The organism is Mycobacterium sp. pUA109 (genome assembly GCF_041287095.1).
Classification (GTDB): domain Bacteria; phylum Actinomycetota; class Actinomycetes; order Mycobacteriales; family Mycobacteriaceae; genus Mycobacterium.
The window spans coordinates 260,704-277,900 of the sequence record NZ_JBGGKS010000003.1; the positions used below are offsets into that span (position 1 = coordinate 260,704).

The following is a 17,197-nucleotide window of genomic DNA, read 5'->3' on the forward strand; positions in this document are numbered from 1 at the left end:
CGGTACCCGGACCGGTGGTATCGCTGGAGCCGGCGTGGCCGACATCACCCCGCCTCGCACCTGACTCACAGCAACTTCACAGCAGGTGTCGAGGTTACGTTCACGCAAGTACGACGGAATTGAACGCATGACAACCGACGTTGCCCGCGAGGGCACCCCCGAGGCGCGTGTGCTCGTCGTCGACGACGAGACCAACATCGTCGAGCTGCTGTCGGTGAGCCTGAAATTCCAGGGCTTCGAGGTCCACACCGCCACCAACGGGCCGGCGGCGCTGGACCGGGCGCGCGAGGTCCGCCCGGACGCGGTGATCCTGGACGTGATGATGCCCGGCATGGACGGGTTCGGGGTGCTGCGCCGGCTGCGCGCCGACGGCATCGACGCGCCCGCCCTGTTCTTGACCGCCCGCGACTCGCTGCAGGACAAGATCGCCGGCCTGACCCTCGGCGGCGACGACTACGTCACCAAACCGTTCAGCCTGGAGGAGGTGGTGGCGCGGCTGCGGGTCATCCTGCGCCGCGCCGGCAAGGGCAGCGAGAAACCGCGCAACTCCCGGCTCACCTTCGCCGACATCGAACTCGACGAGGACACCCACGAGGTGTGGAAGGCCGGCGAGCCGGTGTCGCTGTCGCCCACCGAGTTCACCCTGCTGCGCTACTTCGTCATCAACGCCGGCACGGTGTTGAGCAAACCGAAAATCCTCGACCACGTGTGGCGCTACGACTTCGGCGGCGACGTCAACGTCGTCGAATCGTACGTGTCCTACCTGCGCCGCAAGGTCGACACCGGCGAGAAGCGGCTGCTGCACACCCTGCGCGGGGTGGGCTACGTGCTGCGCGAACCTCGCTGAGCAACTCCCGGTGGCGAAGAATAGGGGGATGGTTACACACGCTCGAGGAGCGCTGCCGCTGCGGGTGAGCCTGGTCGCCGCCACCCTGGCCCTGGTGGCGTTCGGCTTGCTGGCGCAGGGGGTGGCGGTCACCTCGATCCTGCGGCACAGCCTGGTCAGGCGGATCGACCAGTCGCTGATGGACGCCTCCCGCGGCTGGGCGCAGGCCCCGCGGCAGGTCCAGGCGGACTCGCTGGAAGACCCCAACCCCGGACGGCCCCCGTCGAACTTCTATGTCCGCGACGTCGACCCCGACGGGCGCACCTGGACGGTGGTCAACGATCAAAACGCCGAACCCGCGCTGCCCGCCGACAACGATGTGGGGCCCACCCCGACCACGGTGCCCTCGGTCGACGGCTCCGGGGTGCAGTGGCGCGCGGTGTCGGTGCGCGGCCCGCACGGCGGGCTGACCACCGTCGCCATCGATTTATCCGACGTGCAGTCCACCATGCGGTTTTTGGAGTGGTCGCGGGCCGGGATCGCGGCGGTGGTGCTGATCGTGCTCGGCGCCGTCGGGTACGCGGTGGTGCACCGCAGCCTGCGGCCGCTGGTCGAAGTCGAACAGACCGCCGCCGCGATCGCCGGCGGACAGCTGGACCGTCGTGTGCCCGAACGGGATTCCCGCACCGAGGTGGGCCGGCTGTCGTCGGCGCTCAACGGCATGCTGGCGCAGATCCAGCGGGCGGTGGCGGCCTCGGAGGCCTCCGCGGAGCAGGCCCGCAATTCCGAGGAGCGGATGCGCCGGTTCATCACCGACGCCAGCCACGAGCTGCGCACCCCGCTGACCACCATCCGGGGCTTCGCCGAGCTGTACCGCCAGGGCGCCGCCCGCGACGTGGAGATGCTGATGTCGCGGATCGAAAGTGAATCCCGCCGGATGGGGCTGCTGGTCGAAGACCTGCTGGTGCTGGCCCGGTTGGATGCGCAGCGCCCGCTGGAACGCCACCAGGTGGACCTGCTGACGCTGGCCAGCGACGCCGTGCACGACGCGCAGGCGATCGCCCCGGCGCGGACCATCACGTTGGACGTGTTCGACGGTCCCGGCACCCCGGAGGTGCTCGGCGACGACGCCCGGCTGCGCCAGGTGCTGAGCAACCTGATGGCCAACGCGTTGCAGCACACCCCGGAAACCGCCGACGTCACGGTGCGGGTGGGCACCGTCGACGACGACGCCGTGCTCGAGGTCGTCGACGAGGGCCCGGGGATGAGCGAGCACGACGCGCAGCGGGTGTTCGAGCGGTTCTACCGCACCGATTCGTCCCGGGCGCGGGCCAGCGGCGGCACCGGGCTGGGGCTGTCGATCGTCAACTCGCTGGTGCACGCGCACGGCGGCAACGTCAGCGTCACCACCGCGCCCGGACAGGGCTGCCGGTTCCGGGTGGCGCTGCCGCGGTTCACCGACGTGCCCGCCGAGATCGACTGAGCCGCCGGCTCAGGGCAGCTCGGCTAGCGCCGCGGTGATCTTGGCCTGCGCCTCGTCGAGTGACTCCGGGGACGGGTTGCGGTCGACGTTGGCGAACCCGAAGTCGCCCAGGCTGCGGGTCGGGAAGACGTGCACGTGCAGGTGCGGGACCTCTAACCCGGCGATGATGACCCCGGCCCGCTCGGTATCGAACGCCCGGCACACCGCCTTGCCGATCCGCTGCGCCACCGCCATCACCCGAGCGAACGCGGCGCCGTCGACGTCTTGCCATTGATCGATCTCGGCGCGCGGCACCACCAGGGTGTGCCCCTGCGTCATCGGCTCGATGGTCAAAAACGCGACGACGTCGTCGTCCTCGTAGACGAACCGGCCCGGCAGTTCCCGATTGATGATTTTGGTGAAGACGGTGGCCATGGGCTCCAAGCATATGGGCTGCGCCGCTCGGCGGACTGGACACCTGTCCGGAACATTCTGGGCATGCACGCCCCGGCATGCCAGGAACGGCGTCAATCATGGCATTTTCACGATGGACACCTGTCCAGGTAAAGTGGCGACGACCCTGGTCCGCCGAGAGGATGAGCCGTGGCATACGTCATCACCCAGAACTGCTGCAAGGACGGCAGCTGCATCCCGGTCTGCCCGGTCGACTGCATCCGGCCCGCCGCCGCGGCCGGTGAGTTCACCGCCACCGAGCAGCTCTAGATCGACCCGGAGACCTGCATCGACTGCGGCGCCTGCATGGAGGAGTGCCCGGTCGACGCGATCCATTACGAGGACGACCTGCCGGTGCAGTTGGCGCGCTTCACCGAGATCAACGCCGCCTACTTTCAGCGGCATCCGCTGCAGCCCGCCGCGGTGCCGGCGCCGCGGCCGCACCCCCCGGTGCCGGCGGGGGCGCTGCGCGTCGCGATCGTGGGCGCCGGGCCAGCCGCCTGCTATGCGGCCGCGGAGCTGGTGGCGGTCGACGGTGTCGAGGTCAACGTGTTCGAGCGGTTGCCGACACCGTTCGGCCTGATCCGGGCCGGGGTGGCGCCCGACCACCAGAACACCAAGTCGGTGGTCGGTGCCTTCGAGCACGCCTTCGGCGGGGGGCGGGCCACCTGCTACCTCAACGTGCAGGTCGGGGAGCAGCTCAGCCACGACGAGCTGCTGGCCCACCACCACGCGGTCATCTACGCCGTGGGCGCCGCCGACAGCCGCGACCTCGGCATCCCCGGTGAAACGCTGCCGGGCAGCCACCCGGCGGCCGAGTTCGTCGGCTGGTACAACGGGCACCCCGATCACGCCGACCACCGCTTCGACCTGGCGGGGCGGCGGGCCGTCATCGTGGGCAACGGCAACGTGGCGCTGGACGTGGCCCGGGTGTTGCTGATGGGCACCGACGCGCTCGCCACCACGGACATCGCCGCACACGCGTTAACGGCGTTGGCGCACAGCAGCATTGACGAGGTTGTCATTCTGGGGCGGCGCGGCATCCGGGACAGCGCGTTCTCGGTCGGGGAGTTTCTGGCGCTGGGGCACCTGCCCGGCGTCGACGTCGTCCTGGATGGCGCGGACCTGACCGCGCGACCCGACGACGACGTCGAAACCACCGTCAAACTCGAGATCGCCCGCGACTACGCCGAGCGGGCACCGACTGCGGGCCACCGCCGCATCGTGTTCCGGTTTGGGGTGTCCCCCAGCGAATTCGTCGGCGCCGAGCGGGTCGAAGGACTGCGGGTGGTGGGCGACGCCGCCGAGCCGGAGCTGATCGAGACGGCGCTGGTGTTGCGCTCCATCGGCTATCGCGGCGCCGCCGTCCCGGGGCTGCCGCACGACGAGGGCCGCGGCGTGGTGCCCAACGCCGACGGACGGGTCCTCGGCGCCGCCGCCCCGGTGCCCGGCGTCTACGTCACCGGCTGGATCAAACGCGGGCCGCGCGGGGTGATCGGCACCAACCGCACCTGCGCCGAACAGACCGTCGCGGCGCTGTTCGCCGACTTCGACAACGGCACGCTGGTTCGGGCGCTGCCCGATCCGGCCGAGCTGTCGCAGCTGCTGACCCAGCGCGGCGCCCGCCCACTGACCTGGCGGGACTGGCAGGCCATCGACCGCGCCGAACGTCGCCGCGGCGCCGAACTGTCCAGGCCCCGACTGAAATTCGTGTCCGTGGCCGAAGTGCTCGGCGCGGTGACGGCGTAGGGTCCACGTCCGGGCTAGCCGCCGAGCAGCCCGTGCAATTCCTGCACCGACCACGGCGGGCAGTCGTGATGGTCCCGGTAGGCCAGCAGACTGGGTGCGGGCCGGGAGAACTCGCCGACGAATCCCCCCGCGGCGACAAAGATTCGGCCGGTCACCTGCGCGGCGAGGTCGCTGGCCAGATACGCATACATCGGCGCGACGTAGTCGGGGGCGGCGGCGTCCAGTGCCCCGGCCATGCTGACGTCGTCGAGCAGGCCGCGCCGGTTCAGCTCGGCGATGTGGTGTTCGTAGTCCGTCCCGGTGGACAACCGGGTTTTGGCGCCCGGGCAGATCACATTGGCCCGCACCCGGTGCTCCTTCAACTCGGCGGCGATCGCCAGCGTCAACCCATTCACCGCGCCCTTCCCGGCCGGATACCCGGTGCCGCCGTAGTCGCCGAGGAACGCGAACGAGCTGGTGTTGACGATCGCACCGCCGCCCTGAGCCACCATCTTCGGCGCCGCGGCGCGACACGTCTCGAACACCGTGGCCAGGTGCGCGTCGAGCAGCTCGCGGAACTGACCGCTGGTGACGGTCAGGATCGACGAGCCGGGCGGTTCGGCGGTGCCCGCGCAGTTCACCAGGATGTCGACGCGGCCGAATTCGGCAATGCACGCGTCGATCAATGCGTCGGCGACCGCCGGCTCGGCCGGGGACCCCGGGTGTGCGACGGCGCCGGGGATGCGGTGCGCGGCCGCGGTGACCGCGTCGGGGTCGCGTCCGTTGATCACCACGCCGGCGCCGTGGGCGGTCAGCAGTGCGGCGACCGCCGCGCCGATACCGCGCGACCCGCCGACCACCACCGCACCGCGGTCGGCCAGCAGCGCGCTCACTCGTCCTTGCCGAACGTCATCGCCTCGAGGTTCCAGTAGCCGCGCATGTTGGTGATCAGCCCGGCGTCGTTGACCCGGTAGGTGAACACGCCGCGCACCGTGCTGGTGACACCGCCGTCAAAGCGGCTGTGCAGCACCAGAATGTGCGCGATCTCGGCCGGCGAGCTGGACGGAAAGGTCTCCTCGCAGGTGATGGTGAGCCGGTTGGCCGCAATATTGGTGTCGTAGAACCCGGCGACGGCCTCTTTGCCGCGCACCCCGGTGCCGTCCGGGTTGGTGACCGATTTGCCGATCGGGTCTTCGATGACGACGTCGTCGGCCATCAGCGCGAGCCAGCCGTCCCGGTCGTGGGCCTGCACGCAGCGCCACGACGCCTGCGATGCGTGCAGCGCCGGTGATTCGTCGGACATGGGTTTCCTCCTGGGGTATCTCAGATCGCGCAGGCGGCGCGGGCGCCGTCCTCGGTCGCTTTGCGGATCAGCCCGAGGCCGGTGCAATCCCCGGCCGCGGACACCTGGGCGGTGGGCAGCGCCGCCGCCACGGCGTCGAACAGCGTGGTGTCGGCGTGCAGGGCGCCGGCCACCACCACACTATCGGCCGGCAGCGCCCGAGTCGCCCCGCCCGCCGGGGTGAATTCCACGGCCGCGGCGGTGATCTGCTCGACGCGGGCCCGCACATGCACGGTGACCCCGAGCCGGTCCAGCCGATCCATGTGTTCGGTCTTGCGCTTGTTGCCGATCTCCGGGGCGAGGTCTTTGCCGGCTTCCAGGATCGCGACCCGCCGGCCGCGGCGGGCCAGGAACTCGGCGAGTTCCAGGGCCACCAGGTCGCCGCCGATGATGGCGACCCGGTCGCCCACCGGCAGCCAGGCCCGGCTGGCGGCCCGCAGCAGCGTGGGGCGGATCAGTCGTTGCCGGTGCCCGGCGAACATCCCGCGCAGCCCGGGGCCGGTCCGCACGTGCGGCAGGTCGGCGCCGGGGATGTCCGGCACCACCACGGTGCCGCCGGTGGCCACGATGACCCCGTCGGGGGCCAGCGCGGTGAGGTCGTCGACGCAAACGGTGTGGTTCAGCACGACTTTCACGCTGCTGCGGGCGATCTCGGCGCGCAGATACCGCAGGAACGGCTGGTTCTCCGGGTGCAGCACCGACGCCCACAGCAGCGCGCCGCCGAGCTGGCCGGCCCGTTCGAACAGGGTGACCCGGTGGCCGCGGGCCGCGGCCACCCGGGCAGCTTCCAGACCTGCCGGGCCGGCCCCGATCACCGCGACCCGGTGGCGTCGCCGCGCCGGCCGCACCGCCAGCTCGCGTTCCTTACCGGTGCGCGGGTTGACCGCGCAGTCCACCGAAAACCGTTGCTCCATCGCGTCGATGCAGTTTTCGCAGGAGATGCAGCGGCGCACCCGGTGGCCGTGCCCGGCGGCGAGTTTGGCCGGCAGCTCGGGATCGGCCAACAGCGGGCGACCCATCGCGATGAAGTCGGCGCGGTGCTCGGCCAGGATCCGCTCGGCTTGCACCGGGTCGTGGATGCGACCGACCGCGATCACCGGCACGTCGACCACCTCTTTGACCGCGGCCGCCGCCCCCGCGTTGAGGGCGTCGCCGTCGTCGGCGCCGTTGACCATGTGGGTGACCAGCCGGTCGATCACGCCGCCGCTGACATGGAAGGCGTCCACCCCGGCGGCCACCAGTTGCGGTGCCACCTGCGCGGTCTCATAGATCGGCCGGCCGCCGGCGACCCGCTCATAGCCGGAGATGCGCAGCGTGATCGGCAGCGCGTCGCCGATCTCGGAGCGGATCGCGGCCAGCGCCTCCAGCACCACCCGGATCCGGCCGCGCACCGAGTCGCCGCGGTAGTCGTCGGTGCGGCGGTTGCGCTGCGGGGCCAGGAACGACCCCAAGAACATGTAGCCGTGCGCGGCGTGCAGCTCGAGGCCGTCGTAGCCGGCTTCGGCGGCCCGCCGCGCCGCCGCCTTGAACAGGTCGAACACCTCGATCAGCTGTGCTTTGCTGATCTCGGCCGACGGGCGTCCGGTGAGGTAGGACGGGATCACCGACGGGCCCAACGAGGTCACCCGATGCAGCTCCGGGCCCAGACCGTCGGGTCCGGCGTGCACGAGCTGCGGCTGAATCCTGGCGCCGTGCTCGTGCACCGCCTCCACCAACGTCCGATGGGCGGCCACCGCGTCGTCGGTGCCCAGGTGCAAACCGCCCGGGGTCTCCGGGTGCCGCGGGTCGATGCCGGTGGCGCCCACCGTGATCAGGCCGACGCCGCCCTGGGCGCGGGCGGCGAAGTAGTCCCGGGTGCGCTGCGACGGCAGTCCGTCGGGGGTGCCGTACATGGTTTCCATCGGTGACATGACCAGCCGGTTGCGGATGGTCATGGCACCGATGCGCCCGGGCTGCAGAAGGTGGATGAAGTTGTCCCGCCGAGCGGCCACTTACGGCACGTTTCTCGCGAAAAGCGGGCTCATAACTGGCCAGTCGGCGGCATCGGGGTCAGCGATCGTCGTCGGTGTAGCGGATGATCCCGCGGATGTTTTTGCCGTCCAGCATGTCCTGGTAGCCGTCGTTGATCTGCTCCAGCTTGTACTGGCGGGTGATCATGTCGTCCAGGTTGAGTTTGCCGGCGGAGTACATCGACAGCAGCTGCGGGATGTCGTAGTGCGGGTTGCCGCCGCCGAAGATGGTGCCCTGCAGGTTCTTTTGCATCAGGGTCAGCATGGCCAGGTTCAGGCTGACCTGGGTGTCGAGCAGGCTGCCGATCGCGGTGAGCACGCAGGTGCCGCCCTTGGCGGTCAGGTTCACGTAGGCGTCCACGTCGGCGCCGTGCAGTTCGCCGACGGTGACGATCACCTTCTTGGCCATCAACCCGGCGGTGACCTCGGCGATCCCCATCAGCGCGGCGTCGATGTCCGGGTAGACGTGGGTGGCGCCGAACTTCAGCGCCTGATCGCGTTTCCACTCCACCGGGTCGACGGCGAAAACCCGGCGGGCGCCGGCGTTGACCGCGCCCTGCAGCGCCGCCATCCCCACCCCGCCGATGCCGATCACCGCGACATCGTCGCCGGGCCGGATGTCGGCGGTGCGGGTCGCCGACCCGTAGCCGGTGGTCACGCCGCAGCCCACCAGGCAGGCCACCTCGAACGGGATCGACGGGTCGATCTTCACCACCGAACTCTTGTGCACCACCATGTACGGCGAGAAGGTGCCCAGCAGCGTCATCGGGAACACGTTTTGGCCGCGGGCCTGGATGCGGAAGGTGCCGTCGCTGACCGCGGCACCCAGCAGCAGCCCGGCGCCCAGGTCGCACAGATTGCGCAGCCCGGCCTGACAGGACGGGCATTTGCCGCAGGACGGGATGAACGACAACACCACGTGGTCGCCGACCGCGAGGTCTTCCACGCCCGGCCCGACCTCGGTGACGATGCCGGCGCCCTCGTGCCCGCCGAGCACCGGGAAGCCGCCCATCGGGATGCCACCGGTGACCAGGTGGTGATCGGAGTGGCACATCCCCGACGCTTCCATCTGGATTTTGACTTCGTCTTTGACCGGGTCGCCGATCTCGATCTCCTCGATCGACCACGGCTGGTTGAACTCCCAGATCAATGCGCCCTTAGTCTTCACCGTGAACCTGCTTTCATCGTCTACCTGTGGCTACGGGGGTGAGCTTGGTGACCGGCCGGCAAGCGGCGGATGGCATCTTCGCGATGCTGGGCGGGAGCTTATAGCGCGCGCCGGCGTTGCGGGCGACTTCGGCCATATCCGCGACCTACCAAAGCGGTACCGGCGACTTGCCGAGCGGGAAGTAGCCGGGGACCTTCTCGCCGGACATGCCGCGTTCGATGCGCTTTTGCATACCCGGCGACAGCTTGCCCGCCTTGATCAGGTCCAGGTACAGCGTCGAGACATGCCCGAAATCGAAGAAGTCGCGCTGCCAGCAGATCTTGGCGTCGGCGCCCAGCCGGAACCAGCTGCCGCCGATCCCGTACACCTCCTGGGTGCCGCCGTCGGAATCGGTGGCGACCTGCTTCCAGAAGCCGACGATCTCGCCCTGCTTGTCGTCGATGATCACCTTCTGGTACGGGTACTTCCAGCCCTCCAGGCCTTCCATTTCCTGGCCCAGCGCGATGTCGCGGATCTCGTCGATCCCGACGCACATCACGTCCTCCTTGGGCCCGATGTTCCAGCCGTAGGTGGCGTCGTCGGTGTAGAAGTCGGCGAGCGGGCGCCAGTCACCGGTGCGTTCGGCTTCCCGGTTGGCCTCCAGCCACCGCTGCACCCAGTCCTCCAGCTGCTCCCGCGGAAACGATGCCATGTCAGTCTTCCTCTCGAATGAATAGCGCTTGGGTGGGACACATCTCGACGGCCCGCTCAATGTCGGGCCGGGCCTCGTCCGGCGGCTCGGGGTTGAGGATCTCCACCTGGCCGCGTTTGGGCACCCGGAAATAATCCGGTGCCTCCAGCTCGCACATCGCGTGACCCTGGCACAGGTCCAGGTCGGCTTCAATCCGATAGCCCATGGCAGTTCACCCTCTTACGATGCGCGTTTGCGGTACCGGACTTTCGCCGGCCGCTCCAACTGGACGACCATCTTCGAGTGGTCGTTGCGGTAGCTGTCCGACGGTTGGGCCATCTCAAACTCGTACTCGCGTAACAGCACCGAGAAGATCGCCTTGATCTGCATGGTGGCGAACGCCGCCCCCACGCAGCGGTGCCGGCCGGCGCCGAACGGGATCCAGGTCCACCGGTTGATCAGGTCTTCCTGGCGCGGCTTCTCGTAGCGGTCCGGGTCGAACGCGTCCGGGTCCGGGAAGTCCTCGGGGATCCGGTTGGAGATCGCCGGGGAGGCGGCCACCAGGTCGCCCTGGTGGATCGGCAGCCCACACACCTCGAACTCGCCCTTGGCCACCCGCATCAGGATGATCAGCGGCGGGTGCAGCCGCAGGGTTTCCTTGAGCACGTTCTCCAGCTTCGGGATCTGGCGCAGCGCATGGAAACTGACTTCCTGACCGTCGGCGTACAGCTCGTCGAGCTCGCGGGTCACCTCGGCGTACACCTCGGGGTGGCGCAGCAGTTCGATCAGCGTCCACGCCGACGTGCCCGAACTGGTGTGGTGCCCGGCGAACATCATCGAAATGAACATGCCGGTGACCTCGCTGGCGGAGAACCGCGGGTTGCCGTCCTCGTCCTTGATCGAGACCAGCACGTCGAGCATGTCGCGGTCGCTCTTATCGGCCGGCGGGTGCGCGATCCGGTTGGTCATGATCTCTTGGACCAACGCCACCAAGCCTTCCCGCGCCGCATCACGGCGGCGGAAGCTTTCGATCGGCAGGTAGGGGTCCACGTAGCACAGCGGGTCGGTGCCGCGTTCCAGATCGTGGTACAGCTCGGCGAACCGGGAGTCGAGCTCCTCGCGGAACTTCTTGCCGATCAGGCAGGCCGTCGAGGTGTAGATGGTCAGCTCGGCGAAAAAGTCGAGGAGATCGATTTCCCCCGTGTCGCCCCACTTCTCGATCATCCGCCGCACCTCGTGCTCGATGGTGACGGCGTGGCCCTTCATCTGTTCGCCGCGCAGCGCCGCGTTGTGCAGCATTTCCTTGCGTCGCTCCGGGCTGGCGTCAAACACCACCCCTTCACCGAAGATCGGCGTCATGAACGGATAGGCCTCGGCCTGATCCAGATCCTCATCGGCCGACCGGAAGAAGAACTCGTTGGCCTCGGCCCCCGACAACAGGATCACATGCTTGCCGGCGAGCTGGAACCACCCCACGTCACCGCATTCGGTGCGCACCCGCCGCATCAGCCCGATCGGGTCGGTGCGGAATTCCTCCAGGTGGCCGTGTTCGTCCTCGCCGCCGGAAACCCGCGGCACTTCCCTCACCTGACTGGTCACGACTCCTCCGGATACTTCAGCTGCTGACGCTCTTTGGCGGCGCCGGTCAGCGGCGCCTCGGGCTGGATTTCCATGCTGGTGATGAACCCGCCGCGCGGGGTTTCGGCGACAAACGCGATGCAGCGCGCCAGGTCGGCGGCGCGCAGGAAGTAGCTGTGCCGCGCCTGCCCCCACTTCGCCCAGTCTTCGAGCATCGGGCCGATCGATTCCGGCGGCAGGCTCCAACCCATACCGGTCTTCGTCGGGCCGGGGTGCACGATCGAGGCCCGGACCCCGGTGCCTTCCAGCTCCATCTGCAGGTTGGTGACCATGGCGACCAGTGCGGCCTTGGCGGCGCCGTAGGCGCCCATGTGCGGTCGCTGACGCAGCGCGACGTCGGACCCGACGAAGATCACGTCCCCGCGTTGCCGCTGCACCATGCCCGGCAGCACCGCGGTGGCCAGCCGGTTCGCCCCGATCAGGTGAATCTGGATCTGCGATTCGAAAGTGGCGGTGTCGATTTCGTGCAGCCGACCGAAGAACGTGTCGCCGGCGCCGGCGACCAGCAGCTCGATGTCGCCGAGCTCCTCGGTGGCCCGATGCACGAAGCCTTTCACCGAGTCGGTGTCGGTGACGTCGAGCGGCAGGGCGATCGCCTCACCGCCCTGGCCGCGGATCTGATCGACGAGCTCCTGGCACTTCTCGACGCGCCGCGCGCCCAGGGCCACCGGGAAGCCGCGGTCGGCGAGCTGCAGCGCGGTGGCGGCGCCAATGCCCGAGGAGGCGCCGGCGACGATCGCGGGTCTACGGTCCGGGTGGGGTTCGAAGCGGGGCATCTATACGGTCTCCACAGTGATCGGTAGGTAGGCGAATCCGCGGACATTGCTGGAGTGGACGCGGACGGCGTTGGCCTCGTCCACCTGATAACCGCGGATTCGTTCGAACAGCTCGGTCAGCGCGACGCGGGCCTCCATACGGGCCAGGTGCGCGCCGAGACAGAAATGGGCGCCGCTGCCGAAACTGACGAGTTTGGAACCGATCTCGCGACCGATCCGGTACTCGTCGGCGTCGTCGAACACCCGGTCGTCGCGGTTAGCCGAGCCGGGCAGCAACAGCAGCACATCCCCGTCGGGGATGGTGGTGTCATACAGGGTGAGGTCACCCACGACCGTGCGGGCCAGGATCTGGCTGGAGGTGTCGTAGCGCAGCGTCTCCTCCACCCACAGCGGGATCCGGGAGTGGTCGGCGTACACCGGGGCCAGCTGGTCGGGGTTCTGGTGGCCCCAGTAGACGGCGTTGGCCAACAGTTTGGTGGTGGTCTCGTTGCCGGCGATCACCATCAGGAACAGGAAGCCCAGGATCTCCTCGTCGGTGAGCCGATCGCCGTCGATCTCGGCCTCCAGCAGCGCCGAGGTCAAATTGTCGTCGGGCGACTTCTTGAACTTCTTGATCAGGTCGATGTAGTAGAGCATCAGGTCGGCGGAGGCCTGCATCGCCGACTGCGGCACATCGGCCAGCCCATCTTCGCGGTGCATCACGCCGTCGGCCAGTTCGCGGATGTGGGCGCGGTCGGGTTCGGGCACCCCCATCAGTTCGGAGATGACGTCCATCGGCAGCTTGCCGGCGAACTCGGCGACGAAGTCGAAACTGTCGGCTTGCAGCGCGGTGTCGAGGTGCTGGCGCGTCAACTCCAACACCCGCGGCTCCAGTTCGCGGATGCGCCGCGGGGTGAACCCCTTGGACACCAGGGCGCGCAGCCGCAGGTGTCCGGGGTCGTCCATCGCCAGAAACGACATCACCCGGTGCGCTTCGGCGTTGCGCGACACCGGATCCAGCGAGACGCCGTACTTGTTGGACAGTGCGGTGCTGTTGCGAAAGCCGCGCAGCACGTCACCGTGGCGGGACAGCGCCCAGAAGTTGCGCTCGTCGTTGCGGTACAGCGGCGCCTCGTCGCGCAACCGCCGGTAGTACGGGTAGGGGTCCTCGTGGAAGTCGTAGTCGTAGGGATCGAGGATCACCTCGGTGGTCGTCATCGGTCCTCTCCGGGGGATTGCAGAATCAGGCCGACCACATAGGCCAACCGGTCGGCGATCTGGTGGTAGGTGAAGGCGCCGCTGCCGGCGTTGACCAGCGCCCCGAAAAACGTCATCTCCAACGCCGACACGGTGCGCGGATCGGCGTCCGGGCCCATCGCCGAGGTGATCCGGCGATGGATTTCGGCCCCGATCTGGTCACGCACCGTGCGGACCGCCGGGTCGGCGCCGCCGCCCAGCAGCGCGGTGGTGCAGGCCGCGGCGACCTCGGGCTCGTCGGCGACCACCAACGTCAAGGCGCGCAGCGCCTGGTCCACCCGGGTCGGCATCGGGTCGTTGACATCGGTGAAGTACGGGACCTGGCGCACCAGATCCAGGTAGACCTCGGCGATCAGGTGGTTTTTCGACGAGAAGTAGGTGTAGGCCGTCGCCGGCGCCACCTTGGCGCGGCCGGCGACCGCGCGGACGGTCAGCTCGGCGTAGGAGGTTTCTCGCAGCATCTCCACCCCGGCGGTCAACACCTTGCGGAAGGTCTCTTCCTGCCGGCGGTTCCGCGGCGCGGCGTCAGCTGTGACCGCGGCCACTGCATCACTGGACACGTGTCCACGCTATCGGATGGCGGTCCGCTCCGGCAAGTCCGGCGCACGGGAATCCCAGCTGACCTGGGTGATTACCCAGGTTGCCGGCGGACCTTGCGGCCGTTGACGGTATCCGGCTATGGTTCGAACCGGAACTCCGTCGGACACATGTCCAGCAAAACGAGGTGAGGCGCAGATGGCTCTACTGGCTGATCGCGGCAGCGACTTGCTCATCGACGGCAAGATGGTGTCCGGCAGCGCGGGCACCTTCGGCACCATCAACCCGGCCACCGAGGAGGTGCTCGGGACGGCGGCCAACGCCGACGCCGCCGACATGGACCGGGCGATCGAGGCGGCGCGGCGCGCCTTCGACGACACCGACTGGTCGCGCAACACCGCGCTGCGGGTGCGCTGCGTGCGGCAGCTGCGCGACGTGTTGCGCGAACACGTCGAAGACCTGCGCGAGCTGACGATTGCCGAGGTCGGCGCGCCCCGCATGCTGACCGCCAGCGCGCAGCTCGAGGGCCCCATCGACGACCTCGGGTTCGCCGCCGACACCGCCGAGTCCTACGCGTGGAACCAGGATTTGGGCCAGGCCTCCCCGATGGGCATCGCCACCCGGCGCACCATCGCCCGTGAGGCCGTCGGCGTCGTCGGCGCCATCACCCCGTGGAACTTCCCGCACCAGATCAACCTGGCCAAGCTGGGTCCGGCGCTGGCCGCCGGCAACACCGTCGTGCTCAAACCGGCGCCCGATACGCCGTGGTGTGCGGCCGCGGTCGGCCAACTCATCGCCGAGCACACCGACATCCCGCCCGGCGTGGTCAACGTGGTCACCTCCGACGACCACAGCGTCGGCGCCCTGTTGGCCAAAGACCCTCGGGTGGACATGATTTCGTTCACCGGGTCGACGGCCACCGGCCGCAGCGTCAGCATCGACGCCGCCGGCACCATCAAACGGGTGTTTTTGGAGCTGGGCGGCAAGTCGGCGTTCGTGGTGCTCGACGACGCGGATTTGGCCGGGGCGGCCTCGATGTCGGCGTTCACCGCCTGCATGCACGCGGGGCAGGGCTGCGCGGTCACCACCCGGCTGGTGGTGCCCCGCGCCCGCTACGACGAGGCGGTCGCCGCGGCCGCGGCCACCATGGGCTCGATCAAGCCCGGCGACCCCACCGACCCCGGCACCGTGTGCGGACCGCTGATCTCGGCGCGGCAACGCGACCGGGTGCAAAGCTACCTGGATCTCGCGGTGAGCGAGGGGGGCTCGTTCGCGTGCGGCGGCGGGCGGCCCGCCGATCGGGACACCGGCTTTTTCATCGAGCCCACCGTGATCGCCGGGCTGGGCAATGACGCCCGGGTGGCCCGGGAGGAAATCTTCGGGCCGGTGCTCACCGTCATCGCCCACGACGGCGACGACGACGCGGTGCGCATCGCCAACGACTCGCCCTATGGCCTGTCGGGCACCGTGTTCGGCGCCGACCCGGCCCGCGCGGCCGCGGTGGCGGCCCGGCTGCGGGTCGGCACCGTCAACGTCAACGGCGGCGTCTGGTACTCCGCGGACGCGCCGTTCGGCGGCTACAAGCAGTCCGGCAACGGCCGGGAGATGGGTGTGGCGGGCTTCGAAGAATATCTGGAGACCAAGGTCATCGCCACGGCGGTGTAGATCGGGCGAGTGGCCAGTTGTGACACGCCTTGCGCGGAAAACTGTGCAATAACTGGCCATTCGACGGAAAGGGTGAGTGATGAGATTCGATGGCAAGGTCGCGATCGTGACCGGGTCCGGGGGCGGCATCGGGCAGGCCTACGCGGAGGCGCTGGCCCGGGAAGGCGCGGCGGTGGTGGTCGCCGACATCAACGCCGAGGCCGCCGAGGGGGTGGCCAAACAGATCGTCGCCGACGGCGGTACCGCGCTGGCGGTGCCCGTCGACGTGTCGGATCCCGACTCGGCCAAAGCCATGGCCGACCGGACGCTGGCGGAGTTCGACGGCATCGACTACCTGGTCAACAACGCCGCGATCTTCGGTGGCATGAAGCTGGATTTCCTGCTCACCGTCGACCCCGAGTACTACAAAAAATTCATGAGCGTCAACCTCGACGGGGCGTTGTGGTGCACCCGTGCGGTGTACAAGAAGATGGCCAAGCGGGGCGGCGGCGCGATCGTCAACCAATCGTCCACCGCGGCCTGGCTGTACGCCAACTTCTACGGGCTGGCCAAGGTCGGGATCAACGGTTTGACCCAGCAACTCTCCCGGGAACTGGGTGGCCAGAACATCCGGATCAACGCGATTGCACCCGGGCCCATCGACACCGAGGCCAACCGGACCACCACCCCCAAAGAGATCGTCGACGACATCGTCAAGGGTCTCCCGCTGTCCCGCATGGGAACCCCGGAGGACTTGGTCGGCATGTGCCTGTTCTTGCTGTCGGATGAGGCCAAGTGGATCACCGGGCAGATTTTCAACGTCGACGGCGGACAGATCATCCGGTCATGAGCACTGCTGAGCAGCTGAGGCTGGGTTACATCGGGCTGGGCAACATGGGTGCGCCGATGGCCAAGCGACTGGTGGACTGGCCGGGCGGGGTCACGGTGTTCGACGTGCGGGCCGAGGCGATGACGCCGCTGACCGACGCCGGAGCCACCGCGGCCGGCAGCGTCGCCGAGGTGGCCGGCGCCGACATCATCAGCGTGACCGTCCTCGACGACGCCCAGGTGCGCGACGTGGTCGGCCAGCTCGCCGCGGCGGCCAAGCCGGACACCGTCATCGCGATCCATTCCACGATCAGCGACACCACCGCCGTCGAACTGGCCGACGCGCTGAAGCCGCACGGCATCCACATCGTCGACGCGCCGGTCAGTGGGGGCGGCGGGGCCGCCGAGAAGGGGGAGCTGGCCACCATGGTCGGCGCCGACCGGGACATCTACCAGCGCATCAAGCCGGCGTTCAAGTGCTGGGCGTCGTTGGTGATCCACGCCGGAGAACCCGGGGCGGGCACCCGAATGAAGTTGGCCCGCAACATGTTGACGTTCACCTCCTACGCCGCGGCGTGCGAGGCGATGAAGCTGGCCGAGGCGGCCGGGCTGGATCTGCAGGCGCTGGGCCGGGTGGTGCGGCACACCGACGCGCTCACCGGCGGTCCGGGCGCGATCATGGTCCGCGACGATATGGCGCCGCTGACCCCCGAACACTGGTTGTACGACGCGTTCACCCACACCCGCGGTTTGGGCGAAAAGGATCTGAGCTTGGCGTTGGCGCTGGGACAGGCCACCGATGTCGAGTTGCCGCTGGCGCAGGTGGCGCTGGCCCGACTGGCCGACGGGCTGGGCGTCCCGCACGACTGATTGGAGATCA

16 protein-coding genes and 1 pseudogene are annotated in these 17,197 nt (G+C 69.0%); 6 read left to right on the forward strand and 11 right to left on the reverse strand.

Features of this window, described 5'->3' with window-relative positions:
* Window positions 1–127 precede the first annotated feature (127 nt).
* Window positions 128–847: a two-component system response regulator PhoP gene (gene phoP, locus ACAG26_RS05215; RefSeq protein WP_370480218.1), complete on the forward strand. Its 720-nt coding sequence runs from the start codon at window positions 128–130 to the stop codon at window positions 845–847.
* Between the two features lie 28 nt (window positions 848–875).
* A complete protein-coding gene (locus ACAG26_RS05220; RefSeq protein ID WP_370480220.1) occupies window positions 876–2,309 on the forward strand; it encodes a sensor histidine kinase in 1,434 nt (477 codons plus the stop codon).
* 9 nt (window positions 2,310–2,318) lie between these two features.
* Here the strand turns inward: ACAG26_RS05220 and ACAG26_RS05225 are convergent, their stop codons facing one another.
* Window positions 2,319–2,723 (reverse strand): HIT family protein, encoded by a 405-nt coding sequence (locus ACAG26_RS05225; protein WP_370480222.1) that lies wholly within the window; start codon window positions 2,721–2,723, stop codon window positions 2,319–2,321.
* Window positions 2,724–2,891: 168 nt separating this feature from the next.
* Between ACAG26_RS05225 and ACAG26_RS05230 the strand changes: the two are divergent.
* Window positions 2,892–4,490: pseudogene (locus ACAG26_RS05230) on the forward strand (FAD-dependent oxidoreductase).
* Window positions 4,491–4,504: 14 nt separating this feature from the next.
* Here ACAG26_RS05230 and ACAG26_RS05235 read toward each other — a convergent pair.
* The 10 genes from ACAG26_RS05235 to ACAG26_RS05280 form a co-directional block, all read right to left on the reverse strand.
* Window positions 4,505–5,332: an SDR family NAD(P)-dependent oxidoreductase gene (locus ACAG26_RS05235; RefSeq protein WP_370480392.1), complete on the reverse strand. Its 828-nt coding sequence runs from the start codon at window positions 5,330–5,332 to the stop codon at window positions 4,505–4,507.
* A gap of 26 nt (window positions 5,333–5,358) precedes the next feature.
* Window positions 5,359–5,772: a ketosteroid isomerase family protein gene (locus tag ACAG26_RS05240; RefSeq protein ID WP_370480225.1), complete on the reverse strand. Its 414-nt coding sequence runs from the start codon at window positions 5,770–5,772 to the stop codon at window positions 5,359–5,361.
* Between the two features lie 20 nt (window positions 5,773–5,792).
* Window positions 5,793–7,802 (reverse strand): FAD-dependent oxidoreductase, encoded by a 2,010-nt coding sequence (locus ACAG26_RS05245; protein ID WP_370480227.1) that lies wholly within the window; start codon window positions 7,800–7,802, stop codon window positions 5,793–5,795.
* Between the two features lie 58 nt (window positions 7,803–7,860).
* On the reverse strand, window positions 7,861–8,988 hold the full coding sequence (locus ACAG26_RS05250; protein WP_370480229.1) for an NDMA-dependent alcohol dehydrogenase: 1,128 nt from the start codon (window positions 8,986–8,988) through the stop codon (window positions 7,861–7,863).
* Window positions 8,989–9,133: 145 nt separating this feature from the next.
* Window positions 9,134–9,679 (reverse strand): nuclear transport factor 2 family protein, encoded by a 546-nt coding sequence (locus ACAG26_RS05255; RefSeq protein ID WP_370480232.1) that lies wholly within the window; start codon window positions 9,677–9,679, stop codon window positions 9,134–9,136.
* 1 nt (window position 9,680) lies between these two features.
* A complete protein-coding gene (locus tag ACAG26_RS05260; protein ID WP_370480234.1) occupies window positions 9,681–9,884 on the reverse strand; it encodes a ferredoxin in 204 nt (67 codons plus the stop codon).
* Between the two features lie 14 nt (window positions 9,885–9,898).
* The gene (locus ACAG26_RS05265; protein WP_370480393.1) at window positions 9,899–11,245 is read right to left on the reverse strand and encodes a cytochrome P450; all 1,347 of its coding nucleotides are present in this window, start codon (window positions 11,243–11,245) and stop codon (window positions 9,899–9,901) included.
* A gap of 8 nt (window positions 11,246–11,253) precedes the next feature.
* Window positions 11,254–12,072, reverse strand: a complete 819-nt coding sequence (locus ACAG26_RS05270; RefSeq protein WP_370480237.1) for an SDR family oxidoreductase — start codon at window positions 12,070–12,072, stop codon at window positions 11,254–11,256.
* The gene (locus ACAG26_RS05275) at window positions 12,073–13,269 is read right to left on the reverse strand and encodes a cytochrome P450 (protein WP_370480239.1); all 1,197 of its coding nucleotides are present in this window, start codon (window positions 13,267–13,269) and stop codon (window positions 12,073–12,075) included.
* Window positions 13,266–13,868 carry a TetR/AcrR family transcriptional regulator gene (locus tag ACAG26_RS05280; RefSeq protein WP_370480243.1) on the reverse strand — a complete coding sequence of 201 codons (603 nt, stop codon included), beginning with the start codon at window positions 13,866–13,868 and terminating at the stop codon, window positions 13,266–13,268. Before ACAG26_RS05280 ends, ACAG26_RS05275 begins: the two co-directional genes overlap by 4 nt.
* Window positions 13,869–14,043: 175 nt before the next feature.
* Here ACAG26_RS05280 and ACAG26_RS05285 point away from each other — a divergent pair, with 175 nt between their 5' ends.
* From ACAG26_RS05285 to ACAG26_RS05295, 3 genes are all read left to right on the forward strand, one after another.
* A complete protein-coding gene (locus ACAG26_RS05285) occupies window positions 14,044–15,510 on the forward strand; it encodes an aldehyde dehydrogenase (protein ID WP_370480246.1) in 1,467 nt (488 codons plus the stop codon).
* Between the two features lie 79 nt (window positions 15,511–15,589).
* Complete coding sequence (locus ACAG26_RS05290) at window positions 15,590–16,339, forward strand: SDR family oxidoreductase (protein ID WP_370480248.1); 750 nt, start codon at window positions 15,590–15,592, stop codon at window positions 16,337–16,339.
* Entirely contained in the window at window positions 16,336–17,187 is an 852-nt protein-coding gene (locus tag ACAG26_RS05295; protein WP_370480250.1) for an NAD(P)-dependent oxidoreductase, read from the forward strand. The genes ACAG26_RS05290 and ACAG26_RS05295 overlap by 4 nt, the downstream gene beginning before the upstream one ends.
* Window positions 17,188–17,197 lie beyond the last annotated feature (10 nt).

Excerpts from the sequence above, each read along its gene's own strand:
- ACAG26_RS05240 (WP_370480225.1), bottom strand. The coding sequence starts at position 5,772 with ATGTCCGACGAATCACCGGCGCTGCACGCATCGCAGGCGTCGTGGCGC.
- ACAG26_RS05220 (WP_370480220.1), top strand. The coding sequence starts at position 876 with ATGGTTACACACGCTCGAGGAGCGCTGCCGCTGCGGGTGAGCCTGGTC.
- ACAG26_RS05270 (WP_370480237.1), bottom strand. The coding sequence starts at position 12,072 with ATGCCCCGCTTCGAACCCCACCCGGACCGTAGACCCGCGATCGTCGCC.
- ACAG26_RS05260 (WP_370480234.1), bottom strand. The coding sequence starts at position 9,884 with ATGGGCTATCGGATTGAAGCCGACCTGGACCTGTGCCAGGGTCACGCG.
- ACAG26_RS05255 (WP_370480232.1), bottom strand. The coding sequence starts at position 9,679 with ATGGCATCGTTTCCGCGGGAGCAGCTGGAGGACTGGGTGCAGCGGTGG.
- ACAG26_RS05225 (WP_370480222.1), bottom strand. The coding sequence starts at position 2,723 with ATGGCCACCGTCTTCACCAAAATCATCAATCGGGAACTGCCGGGCCGG.
- phoP (WP_370480218.1), top strand. The coding sequence starts at position 128 with ATGACAACCGACGTTGCCCGCGAGGGCACCCCCGAGGCGCGTGTGCTC.
- ACAG26_RS05275 (WP_370480239.1), bottom strand. The coding sequence starts at position 13,269 with ATGACGACCACCGAGGTGATCCTCGATCCCTACGACTACGACTTCCAC.
- ACAG26_RS05285 (WP_370480246.1), top strand. The coding sequence starts at position 14,044 with ATGGCTCTACTGGCTGATCGCGGCAGCGACTTGCTCATCGACGGCAAG.
- ACAG26_RS05295 (WP_370480250.1), top strand. The coding sequence starts at position 16,336 with ATGAGCACTGCTGAGCAGCTGAGGCTGGGTTACATCGGGCTGGGCAAC.
- ACAG26_RS05290 (WP_370480248.1), top strand. The coding sequence starts at position 15,590 with ATGAGATTCGATGGCAAGGTCGCGATCGTGACCGGGTCCGGGGGCGGC.